21 protein-coding genes are annotated in these 18,426 nt (G+C 67.0%); 12 read left to right on the top strand and 9 right to left on the bottom strand.

Annotation, left to right across the window (positions count from 1 at the left end):
• Nucleotides 1-177 precede the first annotated feature (177 nt).
• From AC07PE_RS18750 to phbB, 4 genes are all read left to right on the top strand, one after another.
• Nucleotides 178-957 carry a glutathione peroxidase gene (locus tag AC07PE_RS18750; RefSeq protein WP_498767211.1) on the top strand — a complete coding sequence of 260 codons (780 nt, stop codon included), beginning with the start codon at nucleotides 178-180 and terminating at the stop codon, nucleotides 955-957.
• Entirely contained in the window at nucleotides 957-1,832 is an 876-nt protein-coding gene (locus AC07PE_RS18745) for a M90 family metallopeptidase (RefSeq protein WP_498767209.1), read from the top strand. The genes AC07PE_RS18750 and AC07PE_RS18745 overlap by 1 nt, the downstream gene beginning before the upstream one ends.
• A gap of 91 nt (nucleotides 1,833-1,923) precedes the next feature.
• Nucleotides 1,924-2,478 (top strand): hypothetical protein, encoded by a 555-nt coding sequence (locus tag AC07PE_RS18740; RefSeq protein WP_498767207.1) that lies wholly within the window; start codon nucleotides 1,924-1,926, stop codon nucleotides 2,476-2,478.
• Between the two features lie 106 nt (nucleotides 2,479-2,584).
• Nucleotides 2,585-3,343: an acetoacetyl-CoA reductase gene (gene phbB / locus AC07PE_RS18735; RefSeq protein ID WP_498767205.1), complete on the top strand. Its 759-nt coding sequence runs from the start codon at nucleotides 2,585-2,587 to the stop codon at nucleotides 3,341-3,343.
• On the opposite strand, the gene AC07PE_RS18730 is transcribed toward phbB, so the two are convergent.
• The 8 genes from AC07PE_RS18730 to AC07PE_RS18695 form a co-directional block, all read right to left on the bottom strand.
• Nucleotides 3,344-3,730: a TraR/DksA family transcriptional regulator gene (locus tag AC07PE_RS18730; RefSeq protein ID WP_498767203.1), complete on the bottom strand. Its 387-nt coding sequence runs from the start codon at nucleotides 3,728-3,730 to the stop codon at nucleotides 3,344-3,346.
• A 114-nt stretch (nucleotides 3,731-3,844) separates the two neighbouring features.
• On the bottom strand, nucleotides 3,845-4,363 hold the full coding sequence (locus AC07PE_RS18725) for a hypothetical protein (protein WP_498767201.1): 519 nt from the start codon (nucleotides 4,361-4,363) through the stop codon (nucleotides 3,845-3,847).
• A gap of 15 nt (nucleotides 4,364-4,378) precedes the next feature.
• Complete coding sequence (locus AC07PE_RS18720) at nucleotides 4,379-5,239, bottom strand: hypothetical protein (protein ID WP_498767199.1); 861 nt, start codon at nucleotides 5,237-5,239, stop codon at nucleotides 4,379-4,381.
• An 84-nt stretch (nucleotides 5,240-5,323) separates the two neighbouring features.
• Nucleotides 5,324-6,103 carry a hydroxypyruvate isomerase gene (gene hyi / locus AC07PE_RS18715; protein ID WP_498767197.1) on the bottom strand — a complete coding sequence of 260 codons (780 nt, stop codon included), beginning with the start codon at nucleotides 6,101-6,103 and terminating at the stop codon, nucleotides 5,324-5,326.
• Nucleotides 6,104-6,176: 73 nt separating this feature from the next.
• Nucleotides 6,177-7,484 (bottom strand): MFS transporter, encoded by a 1,308-nt coding sequence (locus tag AC07PE_RS18710; protein ID WP_498767195.1) that lies wholly within the window; start codon nucleotides 7,482-7,484, stop codon nucleotides 6,177-6,179.
• A gap of 17 nt (nucleotides 7,485-7,501) precedes the next feature.
• Nucleotides 7,502-7,936 carry a MarR family winged helix-turn-helix transcriptional regulator gene (locus AC07PE_RS18705; RefSeq protein WP_498767193.1) on the bottom strand — a complete coding sequence of 145 codons (435 nt, stop codon included), beginning with the start codon at nucleotides 7,934-7,936 and terminating at the stop codon, nucleotides 7,502-7,504.
• 165 nt (nucleotides 7,937-8,101) lie between these two features.
• Nucleotides 8,102-9,580, bottom strand: coding sequence for a DEAD/DEAH box helicase (locus AC07PE_RS18700; RefSeq protein ID WP_498767191.1), 1,479 nt, complete (start codon nucleotides 9,578-9,580; stop codon nucleotides 8,102-8,104).
• Between the two features lie 331 nt (nucleotides 9,581-9,911).
• Entirely contained in the window at nucleotides 9,912-10,691 is a 780-nt protein-coding gene (locus AC07PE_RS18695) for an inositol monophosphatase family protein (RefSeq protein WP_498767973.1), read from the bottom strand.
• Between the two features lie 21 nt (nucleotides 10,692-10,712).
• Between AC07PE_RS18695 and AC07PE_RS18690 the strand changes: the two genes are divergently transcribed.
• The 8 genes from AC07PE_RS18690 (at nucleotide 10,713) to AC07PE_RS18655 (ending at nucleotide 17,243) form a co-directional block, all read left to right on the top strand.
• On the top strand, nucleotides 10,713-10,895 hold the full coding sequence (locus AC07PE_RS18690) for a hypothetical protein (RefSeq protein WP_498767189.1): 183 nt from the start codon (nucleotides 10,713-10,715) through the stop codon (nucleotides 10,893-10,895).
• The gene (locus tag AC07PE_RS18685) at nucleotides 10,876-11,634 is read left to right on the top strand and encodes an RNA methyltransferase (protein WP_498767187.1); all 759 of its coding nucleotides are present in this window, start codon (nucleotides 10,876-10,878) and stop codon (nucleotides 11,632-11,634) included. Before AC07PE_RS18690 ends, AC07PE_RS18685 begins: the two co-directional genes overlap by 20 nt.
• 318 nt (nucleotides 11,635-11,952) lie before the next feature.
• A complete protein-coding gene (locus tag AC07PE_RS18680) occupies nucleotides 11,953-12,474 on the top strand; it encodes a twin-arginine translocation signal domain-containing protein (RefSeq protein ID WP_498767185.1) in 522 nt (173 codons plus the stop codon).
• Nucleotides 12,471-14,150 carry a GMC family oxidoreductase gene (locus tag AC07PE_RS18675; RefSeq protein WP_498767183.1) on the top strand — a complete coding sequence of 560 codons (1,680 nt, stop codon included), beginning with the start codon at nucleotides 12,471-12,473 and terminating at the stop codon, nucleotides 14,148-14,150. Before AC07PE_RS18680 ends, AC07PE_RS18675 begins: the two co-directional genes overlap by 4 nt.
• A 4-nt stretch (nucleotides 14,151-14,154) precedes the next feature.
• Complete coding sequence (locus tag AC07PE_RS18670) at nucleotides 14,155-15,069, top strand: esterase/lipase family protein (RefSeq protein ID WP_498767181.1); 915 nt, start codon at nucleotides 14,155-14,157, stop codon at nucleotides 15,067-15,069.
• Nucleotides 15,070-15,131: 62 nt separating this feature from the next.
• Entirely contained in the window at nucleotides 15,132-15,920 is a 789-nt protein-coding gene (locus AC07PE_RS18665; protein WP_498767179.1) for a response regulator, read from the top strand.
• Nucleotides 15,921-15,999: 79 nt separating this feature from the next.
• Complete coding sequence (locus AC07PE_RS18660) at nucleotides 16,000-16,680, top strand: TetR/AcrR family transcriptional regulator (RefSeq protein WP_258845812.1); 681 nt, start codon at nucleotides 16,000-16,002, stop codon at nucleotides 16,678-16,680.
• Nucleotides 16,677-17,243, top strand: a complete 567-nt coding sequence (locus AC07PE_RS18655; RefSeq protein WP_498767176.1) for an LOG family protein — start codon at nucleotides 16,677-16,679, stop codon at nucleotides 17,241-17,243. Before AC07PE_RS18660 ends, AC07PE_RS18655 begins: the two co-directional genes overlap by 4 nt.
• 70 nt (nucleotides 17,244-17,313) lie before the next feature.
• Here AC07PE_RS18655 and AC07PE_RS18650 read toward each other — a convergent pair whose 3' ends face one another.
• Nucleotides 17,314-18,426, bottom strand: a complete 1,113-nt coding sequence (locus AC07PE_RS18650) for a diguanylate cyclase (RefSeq protein WP_498767174.1) — start codon at nucleotides 18,424-18,426, stop codon at nucleotides 17,314-17,316.

Raw genomic sequence — 18,426 nt, 5'->3', positions numbered from 1 at the left:
CTGGAACGGAATCTGCCCTGACCCGTACGCGGCCTTGACGGCTGCAATGCGAGGAAACGGCACGATGCACGCCACCGCCCACGGGCGGTGGTTTTTTTTTGCAATTGAAAAGTAGATAAGGGTTCCCATATGCGGCGGGAAGCGGCAAACCGCCGTGCTGCCAACAGAGGAGAACCCATGTTACCGAGTGCCGAATCGCTGGAAGGAAAGCCCGTCCCCCAAGTCATCTTCAAGGCGCGCCCGGGAGACCAGTGGCGCGACATCACGAGCGACGAGCTGTTCAAGGGCAAGACCGTGGTCGTGTTCGCCCTGCCGGGCGCCTACACGCCAACCTGTTCCTCCGCCCATCTGCCACGCTATAACGAACTGGCACCCGTTTTGCGCGAAAATGGCGTCGACGACATCGTCTGCATCACCGTCAACGATCCTTTCGTCGTCAACGAATGGCAGCGCAGCCAGGAAGCGGACAATATCACCATGATCCCGGACGGCAACGGCGACTTCAGCGAAGGCATGGGCCTGCTGGTGGACAAGCGCGATCTCGGCTTCGGCAAGCGCTCCTGGCGCTACTCGATGCTGGTGAAGGACGGCATCGTCGACAAGATCTTCATCGAGCCGGACAAGGAAGGCGACCCCTTCGAGGTGTCGGACGCCGATACCATGCTCCGCCACATCAATCCCGACGCCAAGCCGCGCGAGCCGGTGGTCATGTTCTCGAAGCCCGGCTGTCCCTTCTGCGCACGCGCCAAGGCGGTGCTGAAGGCGAAGGGCATCACCTTCACCGACATTTCGCAGGACCAGAAGATCAATACCAGCGTCCTCCGCGCCGTCTCCGGCGAGATGACCTGGCCGCAGGTCTTCATTGGCGGCCAGCGGATCGGCGGCGCGGAGGCGGTCGAGGCGCATTTCGGCGCCGCACCCGGCGCGCCGGCAGCCGACGCATCGGCGGCAGCCTGATGGATACCGGCGCCGCCATCGTCTGTGCCGCCATCGCCGGCGGGCTGCTGCTGGCCTGGGGCTGGCCGCGCTGGCGCCTGCGCCAGGCGCTGGCCCGTCCGCTCAGCAACGCCCAGCTCGCCATCATCGAGCGCAATGTCGTGCAATACCGCGGCATGCCGGCGGCAATGCGCGAGCAGCTGCAGGGCCTGGTCAAGCGCTTCCTGCACGAAAAGACCTTCGTCGGCTGCGCCGGCCTCGACGTCACCGAGGAAATGCGGGTGACGATCGCGGCCCAGGCCTGCCTGCTGCTGCTGAACCGCACGACGGAGGTCTATCCTGGCCTGCATGCGGTGCTGGTGTATCCGGGCGCCTTCCTGGTGCCGCGCAAGCAGGTCGACGCCGGCGGCGTGGTCACCGAGACGCGCCAGGACCTGCTGGGCGAATCATGGGGCGACGGGCGCGTGATCCTGTCCTGGGACCACGTGCGGCGCGCCGGCCACGATCCGGAGGGTGCGCAGAACGTGGTGCTGCACGAGTTCGCGCACCAGCTGGACAGCGAGTCCGGCAGCACCAATGGCGCGCCCCTGCTCGGCAGCGCCGAGCGCTACAAGCGCTGGTCGGAAACCCTGGCGCGCGATTTTGCGCTGCTGCAGCGGGACACGTACTGGGGCTACCGCGACGTGCTCGATCCCTATGGCGCCAGCAGCCCGGCCGAATTCTTCGCCGTCGCCACCGAGAGCTTCTTCGAACAGCCGCACGCGCTGGCGGCGCGCCATCCCGAACTGTATGCCGAGTTCGAACGCTATTTCCGCGTCGACCCGCGCGCGTGGTTCGCGCAGCCGCAGTGGGAGGAACCGGAGCCGCACGGGCTGGCGTACGGGCAGTGGCAGTAATGATGGAAATGGACTGCGTGCGTTTGCGTACAGAGAGCAAATCGCTACGCGCGCATGCTCTGCAGTACTGACGAATCCAGGAGGATTTTCTATGTCCATGATCATTGCAGGGCACTTCCAGCTTCAGGAGGAAGTCGAGCGCGCCCGCCGTGCGCTGCTCGACGCCGGCTTCGCTGGCGAACGCATCAGCGGCTTCTACCTCAGCCAGCCGGGCCAGCACGACCAGACCCCGATCGGCGGCGATCACATCCAGTCGCCGGGCGCCAAGGAAACGCCGGAAGGCGTGGCCCAGGGTGCGGCCGCCGGCGCTGCAGTCGGCGCGGTGGCGGGCGCCGCGACCTCGCCGGTGACCGGGCCGCTGGGCCCGATCGTCGGCGGCCTGGTCGGCGCGCACGTGGGCTCGCTGTTCAGCTTCTCCAAGATGAAGGAAGCCGGCGAGAAGGAAGAGGGCGGGCGTGCACCGGTCGAAAACCGCCATGCCGGCATGCTGATCGCGGTGGCCTTCGACGATGCCGGCCTGGAAGGCAAGGCGGTCGACGTGCTGCGCAGCCTCGGCGCCACCCAGATCGAGCGTGCGCGCGGCAACATCGTCGACGGCGACTGGGCCGATTTCGACGCCGGCAGCACGCCCGAAATCATCCGCTGAGCAAGATTTTTCGTTTGACCCAAGTCAAAGCTAGGCCTGGCAGCGCTCCTAGACTCGGTATTTCCCGCCGCAAATCCGCGGCCTTACCGACGACAGGACGACAGCCATGCACGATGACAAAGCGACGACGAAAGTAGCCTTGGTAACGGGCGGAATGGGTGGATTGGGCACGGCGATCTGCCGGCGCCTGCACGACGAAGGCTTCCGGGTGGCGACGACTTTTTCGCCGGGCAATCCCACGCCCGAAGCCTGGCTGGCCGCCCAGCGCGACGACGGTTACCGCTTCAAGGGCTACAAGGTCGACGTCACCGACTATGGCGACTGCGAATGGATGATGCAGAAGCTGCTGGCCGAGATGGGACGCCTGGACGTGCTGGTCAACAACGCCGGCATCACGCGCGACCGCAGCCTGCGCAAGATGACCCCTGAGGACTGGCACGCCGTGCTGCGCGCCGACCTGGACAGCGTCTTCAACCTCAGCAAGCAGGCGATCGAGCCGATGATGGCGCGGCGCTGGGGACGCGTGGTGAACATCTCCTCCGTCAACGGCCAGCAGGGCGCCTTTGGCCAGGTCAATTATTCCGCCGCCAAGGCCGGCATGCACGGCTTCACCAAGGCGCTGGCGCTGGAAATGGCGCGCCACGGCGTCACGGTCAACACTGTCTCGCCGGGCTATCTGCGCACGCGGATGGTCGAGGCGGTGCCGGCGGAAGTCATGAACGAGCGCATCCTGCCGCAGATCCCGATGGGCCGCCTGGGCGAGCCGGACGAGGTGGCGGGGCTGGTGGCCTACCTGGTCTCGGAACAGGCCGCCTTCATGACCGGCGCCAACCTGGCCATCAATGGCGGCCAGCACATGTACTGATCAGCGGGGGTTTTTCTCGGAGCGCGTCTGGCAGGCAATGCACAGGCGCGCTTCGGGGCGGGCCAGCAGGCGCGAGGCGCCGATGAACTGGCCGCAGAGTTCGCACAGGCCGTAGCTGCCGTCCTCGAATTTGGCCAGCGCGTGGCGCAGCACCTGCATTTCGGCCGCGTGATGGCCGGCAGCCTCGCGGCTGAGGTCGTTCAGCAGGCGCACAGTGGCGCGGTCGAGCGGTGAGCTTTCCACTTCGGAGACGGGCAGTTCGCCCTCGACGGCCGGCGCCGCCTCCGTGCCTTCCAGCGCGCGCAGGCGCTGTTCCAGCATCGCTTTCAGGAGGGGTAACTGTTCCGGGTCCAGCGCCTGCGACTGGACAGTTGGATTGACGCTCATTGGAAGGTCCCCCGAAAGATCGCGGAAGACCAGTGTAGCGCAAACCCGCAGCGTTCAACAAAGCCCTCATGGCGGCGTTGCAGCGTCTCGCCACTGGCTGCTGCGCTGCTGGGCCTAGGCGGTTGGCGCCTCGTGCACGGCCACCACGTCGAGCTGGGTCTTGAGCTGGTCGACCGCGGCGAGGATGGGCATGACCTGGCCGGTGGCGGCCGCGGCAGCCAGGCCCAGCAGGCGCGCGACCAGGGTGATGCCGTCGCCGATGCGGGTGATCTTCTTGATCTTGTCGGCGGCATCCGCGGTGAGGGCCACCAGGTGGGCCTGCGACTGGCCGAGCGGGGCGACGATGCAGGCCGCGGCGTCGGCATACAGGCGGTTGGCGCGCTGGCGCAGCTCGATCTCGGCGTCGAGCAGGGCGCGGGCCACGGATTGCTCGGCCTCCGGCACCTCGCCATGGTTCTGCTCCTGGCTGCGCCGGATGTCGCGCATCACCCGCTCGTGGATGCTGTCGGCGCAGGCGGACAGGCGGTCGGCCAGTTCCTCGACCTGCTTGGCGGTGGAGAGCGCCTGGGCCGGGGTCTGCTGCTCCGGGGTGGCGGGCGCCGCCGGCTGGGTCGTGGATTTGTCGTTTGCCATGCTGTTTCCTCGCGGTCAGTCGGACATTGCATCGCGCAGTGCGCGCAGGTCGCGGCCGTAAGCGGCAATCATCTTGCGCGTCTCGTCCGCCCTCAGGTCGTGCAGGTGTTCGCGCAGCTTCTGGTGCGCGAGCGCGACCTTGGTCAGCCCCTGCAGGGCCAGGTCGTAGCGCTTGTCGATCAGCTTGTACTCGGTCGACTTGCTCAGGTAATGGACCTTGGCCAGGGTCACCAGCATCCGGTCCGAATTCTTGGTGGAGAAGGGGATCTCGACGTCGAAGATGCCGAGGATGGTCTTCTTCTCGTTCTCGTTGGTCTTGGCGTACAGCCGGGTGAGATTGATCATCGCCTCCAGCAGCACCTGCACGTCGGCATCGCCGTCGCGCACCATGGTCTCGACGCTGCGGTTCTGGTAGCCGGAAGCGATCACCCGCGTCAGCAGGCGCGTCAGGCCGGTGTAGGCGACGATGTGGCGCTGCTGCAGGCCGGACTCGCTGTTCGCCTTCAGGCCGGTGCCGAGGTCGTCGAGCTGGGTCGAGAGGTCGTAGCGGGCTTCGCCGGCCAGCAGGCTCAGGGTCTGCATGTAGAGCACCAGGCTCTTCTGGATGGCGATGAAGTCGTCGTAGACGGCCTTGCGGCGCGCATCGTTTTCCTTGGCGATGCGGTCGGCGGCCGGCGACAGGTAGGGCTGCTCGCGCTCGTATGTGTCGCGGTAGCGCTTCGACAGCTCGGCATAGCCCCCGAGCCGGGCCGAGGCGTCGGCGAATTCCCGCACTTCCGCGAGACTGACCGGTCCGCCGGTGCTGGCGCAGCCGCCCAGCAGCAGCGTGGCGACGAGGACAAGCAGGTAAGGGCGCCAAAACAGTTTGATGTTCATGGGTCCTTTCTAGGCGGCAAAAGGCCGTGCCCGAAAAGCCCATTCTTTCAAAGTTGCCTAGTGGCTACCTTGCCTCTTATCAAGTCAACTGGTGAAAGCTTCGCGCCAGGCGAGGCCTTCGACGGTATCGCCTTGCGGGATGTATTCGCAGCCGACCCAGCCGTCATAGCCGAGTTCGTCCAGCAGCTTCAGCAGGAAGGGGAAATTGATTTCGCCGGTGCCCGGCTCGTGGCGGCCGGGGACGTCGGCCAGCTGCACGTGGCGAATGATGGGCAGGCGCTCGCGCAGGGTGTGGGCGAGGTCGCCCTCCATGCGCTGCATGTGATAGAAGTCGTACTGCAGGAACAAATTGCCCGCCCCGCATTCGGCGATGATGTCCGCGGCCTGGCTGCTGCGCGTCAGGAAATAGCCGGGGATGTCGCGGTCGTTGATCGGCTCGATCAGGACCTCGATGCCGTGCCTGGCACAGGCCTCGGCAGCAAAGCGCAGGTTGGCGACGAAGGTGGCGTGGGCGCGCTCCGGCGCCACGTTCGGCGGCAGCTTGCCGGCCAGGCAGTGCATGCGCGGCACGCCCAGCTCGGTCGCGTAGTCGATGGCCAGCTCCACGCTGTCCTGGAATTCGCCGATACGGCGCGGATCGCAGGCAAAGCCGCGCTCGCCCGCGGCCCAGTCGCCGGGCGGAAAATTGTGCAGCACCAGCTGCAGGCCGTAGCGCTGCAGCCGGCCGACGATCTGTTCCGGCTCGAAGGCGTAGGGGAACAGGAACTCGACAGCGTCGAAGCCGGCCGCGCGGGCCGCGGCGAAGCGCTCGAGGAAGCTGAGCTCGTTGAACAGCAGGCTCAGGTTGGCGGCGAATTTTGGCATGACTTAGTGTAGCCGAAATGGCAAGGCGCAGTGGCTTGGGGCACGGCGCGCTTGCGTGTCGGACGCCAGCTAATCAGTGTGTCGGCGTGGGCGACGCGGCGTCGGAATCGGCCGGGCTGAGGTCGGCCAATTGTGCCATCGGCGTGAACAGCCAGGCCGCCAGTGCCGCCACGCTCAGTCCCAGGCCGGCGCCGATGAACAGGGTCGCCAGGCTGACCAGGCTGGCCAGCCAGCCGGCCAGCGTCGCCGTCAGCGGCGCCAGGCCCATGAAGACGAACATGAAGATGCTCATCATGCGGCCAAGCATGTTCGGCGCCACCCGCTGCTGGATCCAGGTGAATACGGCCACCTGGATATAGCCGCCCAGAATGCCGATCGCGCCGAGGACCAGCATGCCCTGCCAGCTGCTCTCGATCAGGCCCAGCGGCATCAGCAGGAGGCCAGCCAGGCCGTCCACCAGCAGCAGGGTCAGGCCGAGGTTCCGCAAACGGCGGCCCTTCAGGATGCCGGACAGGGCCATGCCCGCCAGCGCCCCGGCGCCGTGCGCGCCCATCAGCAGGCCGAGGGCGGAGGCGCCGTGCAGGCGCTCGCTGGCCAGCAGCGGCATCCCCACCTGCATGACGCCGCCCGTGATGCAGGCGCACAGGCCCCAGTACAGGAAGGCGGTGCGCAGCGTGAGGTCGCGCCATAGCGCGGCCAGGGCGTCGCCGACCGAGCGCAGCACCGATGGCGCCGCTGCGGCTTTGTGCGCGGCCGGCTGGGCGCTCAGCGGTTTCACCTTGGCCAGGGTCCAGGCGGACAGCGCGAAGCTGAAGGCGTCGAAGGCGAAGGCCAGGCCCAAGCCCAGCGCGTGTCCTTCCTGCATGCCGCTGCTGCCGTCGCCGGCCAGCGCGAACAGCAGGCCCGCCAGCAGCGGCCCGGCCAGCATGGTCACCTGGCGCACCGCCATCATCATCGCGTTCGCACCTGGTAATTGCTGGGGCTTCACCGCATGCGGGAGCATCGAGGTGCCGGCCGGGATGCTGAAGGCCGAGGCCAGGCTCAGCACCACAGCCAGCGCGATCACCAGCGGCAGGGTCGCGCGGCCGGTGAGCACCAGCGCGGCCAGCAGGCCCAGCAGCACGGTGTTGACGTATTTGGTCAGCATCAGCACCCGCTTGGGCGAGTGGCGGTCGACCAGGGCGCCGCCGAACAGGATCAGCACCGCGCGCGGCACGCCCAGCAGGGCCAGCATCGCGCCAAGCGCGAGCGGATCGTGGGTCAGTTGCAGCACCAGCCAGGGCAGGGCGATCATGGTGAACTGGTCGCCGAGGGCGGAGATGACGCCCCCGCCCATCAGCCAGGCGAAATTCGGGTCGCGCAGCAGGTTTTTATTGTCCATGTCTCTTTTTCGGAAGATTATTGTCCGGTCCCCGCCAGCTGCGCCAGCAGGCTCGAGGTCGCCTCCAGCTGGGCCCGCGAGGGTGCGCCCAGCATGGCGCGGCTGATGTTGTCGACCACGGTCGTCGCGTTCGTGACCAGCTCGCTGCCGGCGGCGGTGATGATGGCGTAGCCGACGCGGGCATCGCGCGGATCGCTCTGGCGGTCGACCAGGCCGATCTTTTCCAGCGGCAGCAGCGAGCGGGTGACGCCGGAGGCGGTCAGGCCCAGCTTCTCGGCCAGATCGACCCGGCGCAGGCGGCCGCCGGGGGCGCGCTGCAGGTGCAGCAGCAATTGGTAGTCGGCAAAGCTGATGCCGTGGTGGCTGCCGAGGGAGCTGTCCAGGCGGCGCGACAGGGTAGCCCAGGCGCGTCCCATGCGCAGGCAGAATTCGGTGGTCAATGTGTCGTCCATGACGATCTCCTAACAGTTGAAGAGTACTTGATTAGTCAAGTATATGCCCGTTTTTCGACACTTGGCAAGTACTTGAGTAATCAAGTATCTCGAAAAGCCACAAAAAAGCCGCAGCACCCGGTTTCAGGTGCTGCGGCTCTTATTCAGTGCCGTCGGACTGGACGATCAGCGATCGCCGCCGCTGCGTGCGCCTGCCGGACGCGGACCACGGCCCTGGCCGCTACGGCCGCCGCCGCCATTGCCGCCGCCATTGCCACGGCCGCCGCCGGCGTTTGCGCCGTTACGGTTGCCCGGCTGGCCGCCGCCGTTGCGCGGCGCGCCGCCTGCCGGGGCGCTGCTGCGCTGGCCGGCCGGAGCAGCGCCCCGGCCGGCGCCTGCACCGGCAGCGCGCGGCTGGCCACCACCCGGACGACCGCCGCCAGGACGGCCGCCACGGTTGCCGTGGCCCGGCGCGCCGCTGCGCAGCTGGATCGGCTGGGCCTTGGCGTTCGGATCCGGCTCGAAGCCCGGGATCACTTGGCGCGGCAGGGTCTGCTTGATCAGCTTCTCGATATCCTTGAGCATCTGGTGTTCGTCGACGCAGACCAGGGACACCGCTTCGCCGGTGGCGCCGGCGCGGCCGGTGCGGCCGATACGGTGCACATAGTCTTCCGGCACGTTCGGCAGGTCGTAGTTGACCACGTGCGGGAGCTGGTCGATGTCGATGCCGCGCGCCGCGATGTCGGTGGCGATCAGCGCGGTCAGGCTTCCGTCCTTGAACTCGGCCAGCGCCTTGGTGCGCGCCGACTGGCTCTTGTTGCCGTGGATGGCCATCGCGCCGATGCCGTCCTTGCCGAGCTGCTCGACCAGTTTATTGGCGCCGTGCTTGGTACGGGTGAACACCAGCACCTGCTTCCAGTTGTTGGTCTTGATCAGGTGCGCCAGCATCGGGTGCTTCTTGTCGCGGTCGACCGGGTGGATCATCTGTTCGATGACTTCCACGGTCGAATTGCGGCGCGCCACTTCGATCAGTGCCGGGTTGTTCAGCAGCTTGTCGGCCAGGGCCTTGATCTCGTCCGAGAAGGTGGCCGAGAACAGCAGGTTCTGGCGCTTCGGCGGCAGCACCGCCAGCACCTTCTTGATGTCGTGGATGAAGCCCATGTCCAGCATGCGGTCGGCTTCGTCCAGCACCAGGATCTCGATCTTGTCGAGCTTGATGGTGCCCTGGCCGACGTGGTCGAGCAGGCGGCCCGGGGTGGCGACCAGGATGTCGACGCCATTGGCCAGCATCTTGATCTGCGGGTGGATGCCGACGCCGCCGAAGATCACGGCGGAGTTCAGGTTGGTGTACTTGGCGTAGGTGCGGATGTTTTCCTCGACCTGGGCCGCGAGTTCGCGGGTCGGGGCCAGCACCAGGGCGCGGATCGGACGCTTGGAGGATTTATTGGTCAGCGCCATGCCGGCCTTGTCGGTCGACAGGCGGTGCAGCACGGGCAGGGTGAAGCCGGCAGTCTTGCCGGTGCCGGTCTGGGCGCCGGCCAGCAGGTCGCCGCCGCCGAGCACGGCCGGGATGGCCTGCGCCTGGATCGGAGTCGGAGCGGTATAGCCCGCTTCAGTAACGGCACGCACGAGGGCGTCGGTCAGACCGAGAGTATTGAATGACATAGTTTTTCTGTAGGGATCGGCGCGTCGCCATCGATATCGAAGGCGCCAGTCAAGCCGATCGGATTACACAAGGCAGGGCGGCCGGTACTGGTGCCGGTACGCCGTGTCGCAGCCATCAACACAAAGGTTAAGGACCGCTCGAATTATAATTCAAAATGTTTCGCTAGGGAAATTTTAGCGCAGCCGTCGGGCTGATGAGGCAGGGGACGCGGCGCAGTGCAACGGTGCAGGGCGCCGGAAGCAGACAGGTATTTTACGCGAAAGCGACCAAGTCCGCTGCACGCGGACCAATATCGCGATAAAGGGCGACGTTTTGCCGCCCCTCAGGCACTCAGGCGAACGGTTTTAACACTTGAACCATGCCGGCAAAGACCTTCGGGCCGGCGGCGATGATGTCGCCCTTGTTCAGGTACTCGGATTCGCCGCTGAATTCGCCGACGATGCCGCCCGCTTCGGTCACCAGCAGCGAGCCTGCGGCGATGTCCCAGATCTTCAGGCCTTTTTCATAGTAGCCGTCGACGCGGCCGGCGGCCACGTTGGCCAGTTCCAGCGCAGCCGAGCCGCTCGAGCGCACGCCGTGGCAGCGCGCGGCGACCACTTCGTACATGCGCAGGTATTCGGCCAGCGCGCGCGGGTCGGCGCCGTGGCCGGAGCCGATCAGGGCCTTGTTGATGCGGTCCGGATTACGCACGCGGATGCGCTTTTCGTTCAGGTAGGCGCCGGCGCCCTTGGTGGCGGTGAACAGGTCGTTGCGGACCGGGTCGTAGATCACGGCCTGGGTGATCACGCCGCGCTGCTGCAGCGCGATCGAGACGCAATAGTTGGGGTAGCCGTGCAGGAAGTTGGTGGTGCCGTCGATCGGATCGATGATCCAGACGTATTCGCTATCGTCGTTCAGGTTGGCCGTCGGGCCGGATTCTTCGCCCAGGACGGCGTGGTCGGGGTAAGCCTTCAGCAGGGTCTCGACGATCGCCTGTTCCGCCGCCTGGTCGACGTCGGTGACGAAGTTGTTGTGGCTTTTTTCGCTGACGGTGATACGGTCGAGATCGAACGAGGCGCGGTTGATGACCGTGGCGGCGCGGCGGGCGGCCTTGATGGCCGTGTTGAGCATTGGGTGCATGAGGGCTTCCTGATGAATGCTGACGCCCACCGCGCTGCAGCGCGCCGTGAACGATCAAATAGCGATAAGAATGACAAAGAGCAAAGCGGTGCCGAAACCGTTAAAATCGCCGCCGGATCGCAAGACCCAGACCGCATTTCAACCGCTCGTCACCGCGCGATGGCGCTATTTTACAATGAACCCGACCGAAACTGACATATCTCTTTTCAAACGGCTACGCTTTGTGCTAGTGGAAACCAGCCGCGCGGGCAATGTCGGCTCGGTCTCGCGCGCCATGAAGACCATGGGCTTTTCCGACCTGGTGCTGGTGACGCCGCGCTGCGACTCGCCCCTCACCGATCCGGAAGCGGTCGCCTTCGCCAGCGGCGCGATCGACGTGCTGGAAGGGGCGCGCATCGTCGGCAGCGTCGCCGAGGCTTTGGAGGGCTGCAATTTCGCGGCCGCGGTGTCGGCCCGCCTGCGCGAGTTCTCGCCGCCGGTGTGGACGCCGCGCGACTTTTCGGCGCACGTGGCGGCGACGTCGGACCTGCGCCCGGCCCTCATCCTCGGCAACGAGCGGGTCGGCCTGCCGAACGACATCGTCGCCGGTTGCAATGTGCTGATCAACATCCCGGCCAATCCCTCGTATTCCTCGCTCAACCTGTCGCAGGCGGCCCAGGTGCTGGCCTACGAATGCCGCCTCGCTGCCGAAGGTGAGAACCGGACCCAGACCGGCATCGGCTTCCAGGGCGAAGCGGCCAGCATGGCCCAGATCGAAGGCATGTACGCCCACTTGGAAGAAGCACTGGTCGCGATCGGCTTCCTGAACGCGGACAACCCGAAAAAACTGATGCCGCGCCTGAAACGCCTGTTCGCCCGCACCCAGCTCGAAACCGAAGAAGTCAACATCCTGCGCGGCATCGCCCGCCAGATGATGAAGCACCGCGGCGAGTGAACCGAAAATTCGGGGTCAGAGCACTTTATTAAAGAAATTCGGGGTCAGAGCACTTTATTGAACAATGGCGCCCGGGAACAGACTGCGCAGAAGCTTTGCCATTCCAGCTTCCAATGCAAACGAAATTCGACTCACAAGCCAGGGATGCAAACGACGTTTGCCCGCCGCGCCAGGGAATAAAGTGGTCTGACCCCGAATTCAAAGCAAAATGTGCTCTGACCCCGAATTTTGGTGGCTAGACGAAGGGCTCTAGTTTTCGTCGTTTTCCGTGTGGATCTTTCGCTTACACTAGGCAAAAAAGCAAGATAAAGGTTCGACATGGAGACTAGCCGCAGATCCTTCCTCAAGGCCGGCGCCCTGGCTGCGCTCGTGCTTGCCGCCGGCGGCGGCATCTATCGTTACGCCCATCCGCCCGCGCCCAAGGGTTTCGTGCTCGACGGCGAGGCGCGCGCCGCCATGCATGCGATCGTGCCGGCGATCCTGGCCGGGGTGCTGCCGACCGAGCCGTCCGCGCGCGCGCAGGCCATCGCCGGCGCCACCGAGCGCCTGAACCAGACCATCCTCGGCCTGCCGCTGGCCACCCAGCAGGAGGTGCAGGACCTGTTCGGCCTGCTCGCGCTGGGGCCGGCGCGGCGCCTGCTGACAGGCATTCCGCACGGCTGGCGCGATGCCACCGACACCGAGGTGACAAACTGGCTGCAGGACTGGCGCACCCACCGCCTGGCGCTGCTGCGCACGGCCTACCAGGCCCTGCACGACCTGGTGCTGGGCAGCTGGTACAGCGATCCCGCCAACTGGGCGGGGATCGGTTACCCTGGACCGCTGAAGGAGCTGGCATGAGCAATCCGAACATCATCCCCGACCCGATCGCGGCAGGCCTGGCGCGCGGCTGGAAGGTCGTCGACGGCGCCCGCCTGGATGCCGACCGCAATCTCGACGCCGATGTCGTGATCGTCGGCAGCGGCGCCGGCGGCGGCGTCACCGCCGAGATCCTCGCGCTCAGCGGCCTGTCCGTCATCATCGTGGAAGAGGGCGCGCTGCAGTCCTCGCGCGACTTCCGCATGCGCGAAGCCGAGGCCTATCCCTCGCTGTACCAGGAATCGGCCGCGCGCAAGACCAAGGACAAGGCGATCAACATCCTGCAGGGCCGCACGGTGGGCGGCTCGACCACGGTCAACTGGACTTCGAGCTTCCGCACCCCGCCGGACACCCTCAAGTTCTGGCAGCAGCGCTACGGCTTGAACACCTACAGCGAACAGGAACTGCAACCCTGGTTCGAGCTGATGGAAGCGCGCCTGCACGTCGGCGACTGGCAGGCGCCGCCCAACGAGAACAACGACCTGCTGCGGCGCGGCGCCGAAAAGCTGGGCATCCCGACCGGCTTCATCCGCCGCAACGTCAACGGCTGCTGGAACCTCGGCTATTGCGGCATGGGCTGCCCGACCAATGCCAAGCAGTCGATGCTGGTCTCGACGATTCCCTCGGCCCTCGATCACGGCGCCACGCTGGTCACGCGCGCCCGCGCCGAGCGCTTCCTGATCCAGGGTGAACGCATCGAAGCACTGGAATGCACGGCACTCGACGCCGCGGGCATCCAGGCGACCGGCCGCCAGCTGCGGCTGCGCGCCAAACACTATGTGCTGGCCGGCGGCGCCATCAACTCGCCGGCGCTGCTGCTGCGTTCGAAGGCGCCCGATCCCAACCGGCTGCTCGGCAAGCGCACCTTCCTGCACCCGACATTGATTTCGGCCGCGGTCTTCCCGCAGCGCGTCGAAGGCTATGCCGGCGCGCCGCAGACCGTCTACTCCGACCACTTCCTGCACACCCAGGCAGTGGACGGCCCGCTCGGCTACAAGCTGGAAGCACCGCCGCTGCATCCGGTGCTGCTGTCGACCACCATGACCGGCTTCGGCGCCCAGCATGCGGAGATGATGCGCCAGTTCCCGCACCTGCAAGGCATGCTGGCCCTGCTGCGCGACGGCTTCCATCCGGATTCGCAAGGCGGCGCCGTGGAGCTGAACCAGGGCGCGGCGCTGCTCGACTATCCGCTGAACGATCCGCTCTGGGATGGCGCCCGCCGCGCGCTGCTGACCATGGCCGAGATCCAGTTCGCGGCCGGCGCTGGCGCGGTGCAGGTGGCGCACGAGAGCGCACCGCGCTATGCGTCCTGGCAGGAAGCGAAGCAGGGGATCGCGGCGCTGCCGTATAAACCGCACCTGACCAAGGTGGCCTCGGCCCACGTGATGGGCGGCTGCATGATGGCGGGCGATCCGCGCGCCGGCGTCACCGGTCCGGATGGGCGCTACCACGGCCTGGCGAACCTCTCGGTGCACGACGGCTCGCTGTTCCCGACCTCGATCGGCGCCAATCCGCAGCTGTCGATCTACGGCATCACGGCGCGCCTGGCCAGCCAGCTGGCGCAGACGCTCACCGGCCGCCCGGCGGCGCGTCCCGTCGCCGCGCCGGCGCCAGCCGCCGGGATGCCCGCGGGCGCGGTCCCGATCAAGGCCGCATAAGCCCATGCAGAGCGCCCGCCGCCTCTCGCGCACCCTGCTGCTGGTGCAGCTGGGCGCGGCCCTCCTGATCGGCTGGGCGGCGCTGGCGCGCTTCGGCATGGCCGGCTGGCAGGCGGCGCTGCTCGGCATCGCCAGCGTGGTGCTGGTGCGCCTGCTCATCAACATGAACAACTTCGTGATGGCGGCGCGCTTCGCCAGCGCCACCCCGCCGGGCTTCCGGCTCGGCCTCACGGAAAGATTGCGCCTGCTGGCGGAAGAATTCAGGGCCAGCATGCTGGTCAGCTCCTGGCAGCTGCCGCGCGCCAGCGCCGCCACCCGCATCTACCCGGACAGCCGCCACCCCCCGGTGCTGCTCCTGCACGGCTACGGCTGCAACAGCGGTTACTGGGTGCACTTGACGCCTTTGCTGGACGCCGCCCGCATCAGCCACGCGACCGTGGACCTGGAACCGGTGGCGGGCGACATCGACGGCTACGTGCCGCTGGTCTTGCGCGCGGTGCACGAGCTGCAAAAGGCCACCGGCGCGCGGAAAGTCGCCATCGTCGCCCACAGCATGGGCGGCCTGGTCGCACGCGCCTGGATGCGGGCCCATGGTACGGATGCGGTGGCGCGCGTGATTACCCTCGGCACGCCGCACCACGGCACCGCGCTGGCGCGTTTCGGACTGGGGCAAAACGCCCTCCAGATGCGCGACGACAGCGCCTGGCTGCGCGCGCTGGCGGCCAGTGAAAATGCCGTCACGCGGGCCCTGATTACATCGCTGTACACCCACCACGACAACATCGTCTCGCCGCAGGAATCGAGCCGCCTGGAAGGCGCGCGCAACCTGGAGTTCGGCGGCGTCGGCCACGTCGCCCTCGGCAGCAATCCGCGCGTGCTGGCGGTGCTCATGCAGGAGCTTGCAGCACTGGTTTCCTGAGCGCCGCAGTGTTAGAGTAAATACAAACAACAAAAAAGATAAAACACCCCACGGAGACAGGCATGCCGGCCCGCATACTCATCGTCGAAGACGACCCTTCCACCCGCGAGCTGATGGCTTTGCTACTGCAGGATGCAGGGCACGAAGTCAGCGACGCCGACGACGGCGCCGCCGGCCTGCGCCTCGCCCTCGACACCCGCCCGGACCTCCTGATCTGCGATCTGCACCTGCCTACGCTGGACGGTTATTCGGTGGCGCGCGCGCTCAGGCTCGATCCCGATTGTGCAAGCATCCCGCTGCTGGCTGTCAGCGCGCTAAGCTGGGACGGCGACCGCGAGCGGGTGAGAACGGCCGGCTTCGACGGCTACCTGTGCAAGCCGATCGAACCGGCCAGCTTCGTCGCCGAGGTCGAGGCCTTCCTGCCGGCCGCCGGCAATGAAGCGACTGCGCCTGCGATGCCGACCCTGCTGGTGGTCGACGACGACGCCTTTATGCGCGAAGTGCTGGTCGACGCCCTCGAGAGCGAACCCTGGCGCATCCTCAGCGCCGGCTCGGCCGAAGAGGCGCTGGCGCTGCTGGCGCGCCATCCGGTCGACGTGGTGCTGTCCGACCAGAGCATGCCGGGCATGCAGGGCACCGAGCTGATGGCCCGTGTCAGCCGCGACTACCCGCGCACCGTGCGCCTGATTCTTTCGGGGCTGTCGGGGCCTTCCGAGCTCGAGGCGATCGAACGCGCCTGCGCCGCCGGCCAGGCCGACCGCCACCTGGTCAAGCCCTGGGTCGCCGGCGCACTGCGCGACGACTTGCGCGCCGCCTTCCAGCTGCAGCGCCAGCGCGCCGGCCGGCATTGAGGCCAAGCCCTAGCTTGAAAGTGGCCGCGGCGGACCGTCGGTGTTATCCTTGCGGGTGAGTTCAACCATGCCGTCTTCCATGCAACAAAAAGCTCCCCGCCGGACCCGCGAACGGATTCTCGAATTGTCGCTCAGGCTGTTCAACGAATTCGGCGAGCCGAACATCACGACCACCGTGATCGCCGAAGAGATGAACATCTCTCCGGGGAACCTCTATTACCATTTTCGGAACAAGGACGACATCGTCAATTCGATCTTCGCCCAGTTCGAGGCCGAGATCGGGCGCATGCTGACCGTGCCGGCCGGACGCCGTTCGAACCTGGAGGACGTCTGGCTCTACCTGCGCATGATGTTCGAGCTGATCTGGCGCTACCGCTTCTTCTACCGTGACCTGAACGACCTGCTGTCGCGCAACCGCAAGCTGGAACTGCACTTCAAGGCCATCCTGGCGCACAAGATCAAGGTCGCGCGCCAGCTGTGCGAAGACCTGCGCAGCGAAGGTTCGCTGGAAGCCGGCGAGGCCCAGATCGGCGCCATGGCCACCAACATGGTGGTGGTGGCGACTTATTGGCTGTCCTACGAATACGTGCGCAACCCGCGCAAGTACAGCGAGCAGCAGGCGATCGCCGACGCCCTCGCGCGCGGCTGCTACCAGGTGCTGTCGATGGTCGGCCCCTACCTGCGCGGCGAGACCCGCGAGCTGTTCCAGCGCCTCTCGGAAGATTATCTGAAGCAGCTGCCGCCCGAAGGAAAAGCATGAAAGCCATCGCCGTCTACTGCGGCGCGTCGCCCGGCGCCGATCCCCTGTACGCGCAAGCCGCGCGCGGCCTCGCGCGGGTGCTGGTCGAGCGTAACATCGGCCTGGTCTACGGCGGCGGCAAGGTCGGCCTGATGGGCGTGATCGCGGATGAAGTGCTGCGTCTGGGCGGCGAAGCCACCGGCGTGATCCCGCGCGCGCTGATCGAGCGCGAAGTCGGCCACACCGGCCTGACGCGCCAGTTCGTGGTCAAGGACATGCACGAGCGGAAGGCGATGATGTCGAACCTGGCGGACGGCTTCATCGCCATGCCGGGCGGGATGGGCACGCTGGAAGAGCTGTTCGAAATGGTCACCTGGGCCCAGCTGGGCATCCACGCCAAGCCGATCGGCCTGCTGAACGCGAACGGTTTCTACGACGGACTGGCGGGCTTCGTGACCCACATGGTGGCGCAGGGCTTCGTGCGCCCGCCGCATGCGGAACTGATGATGCTGGATGCCGATCCGGATGCGCTGGTGGCGCGGCTGCAGGCCGCAGCGCCGCCGCGCGCCGAACCCCTCGTGTAGGTAGGGTGGGCACCCTGTGCCCACGATCGGCCGGCATGACGCGAACGTCCGTGGGCACGGAGTGCCCACCCTACGTCGTAATGACCCGGTCGCGTCCCGCGGACTTGGCCTGGTATAGCGCCTTGTCGGCGCGGTTGACGGTATCCGCCAGCGCTTCCATGCCGCGCCGCGCCGTCAGGCCCGCCGAGAAGCTGACCCGGCGCTCCAGCGACACCCCCTTCACCTCCAGCGAAGCGACGCGCGCGCGGATGCGTTCGAGCACCGCGGCGGCCGCCGCTTCATCGGTATCCGGCAGCATCAGCAGGAATTCCTCGCCGCCCCAGCGCGCCAGCACGTCGCCCCCGCGCAGCTCGGCGCGGGCGGCGGCGGCAAAGCTGCGCAGCACCTCGTCACCGGCGGCGTGGCCGTGGCGGTCGTTGATCTGCTTGAAGAAATCGATGTCGAGCAGGGCGATACACGTGGCGTGGTCCGGCAACCCGGCGCTGCCGCCGTGGCGCCTTTCCTCCTGCGCCAGCATTTCGTTCATGTGGCGCCGGTTCGACAGCGCGGTCAGCTCGTCGACCGTGGCCAGGGTGCGGATCGTGTCCAGCGCCTTCACCAGGTCTTCCTTCTGCGCCTTCAGGCGCGCCCGCAGCTTGCTGGCTTCGCCGGTCAGCACCGTCACCGCCATCGAGCAGCCGGCCATGATCACGAAAGTCACGGCCTCCACCAGCGGCGGATAATGCGCCGGGTCGTGCAACTGGTGCCACCACATCGTGGTCCCCATGCCGATCAGGCCCACGGCGGTCAGCGCGAGGGTCTGGCGCGGGCGCAGCGCGAAGGTGCAGAACACCACCACTACCATCAGCCCCATCAGCGTGGCGCCGCGGAAGGGGCCGGTGATGACATAAGCCCACATATTGCAGGTGATGCCGAATACGGCCTGCAGCGCCGCGGCGCCGGTCGGCGCCAGCCCGAACCTGGCGCCCAGGCGCACCAGCAGGTAAGACAGGACGATGCCGCCGCCGGCATAGGCCGTCAGCCCGAGCGCGTCGCCGCGGTCGATCAGGCCGCGCTCGCCGACCTCGACCAGCAGCCCCATGAATACCGTGTAGAGCGCCGCCGTCGCGCCCCAATAGGACATCATCCGGCGCAGCTTGGGCTCGGCGCCGAACAGGAGATCGGATATCCGGGCCGGTCCCAT

Source organism: Telluria sp. GW821-FHT07G12, from assembly GCF_059418525.1.
Note: the sequence above shows the minus strand (reverse complement) of the source record. Positions and strands in the feature narration are given on the sequence as shown.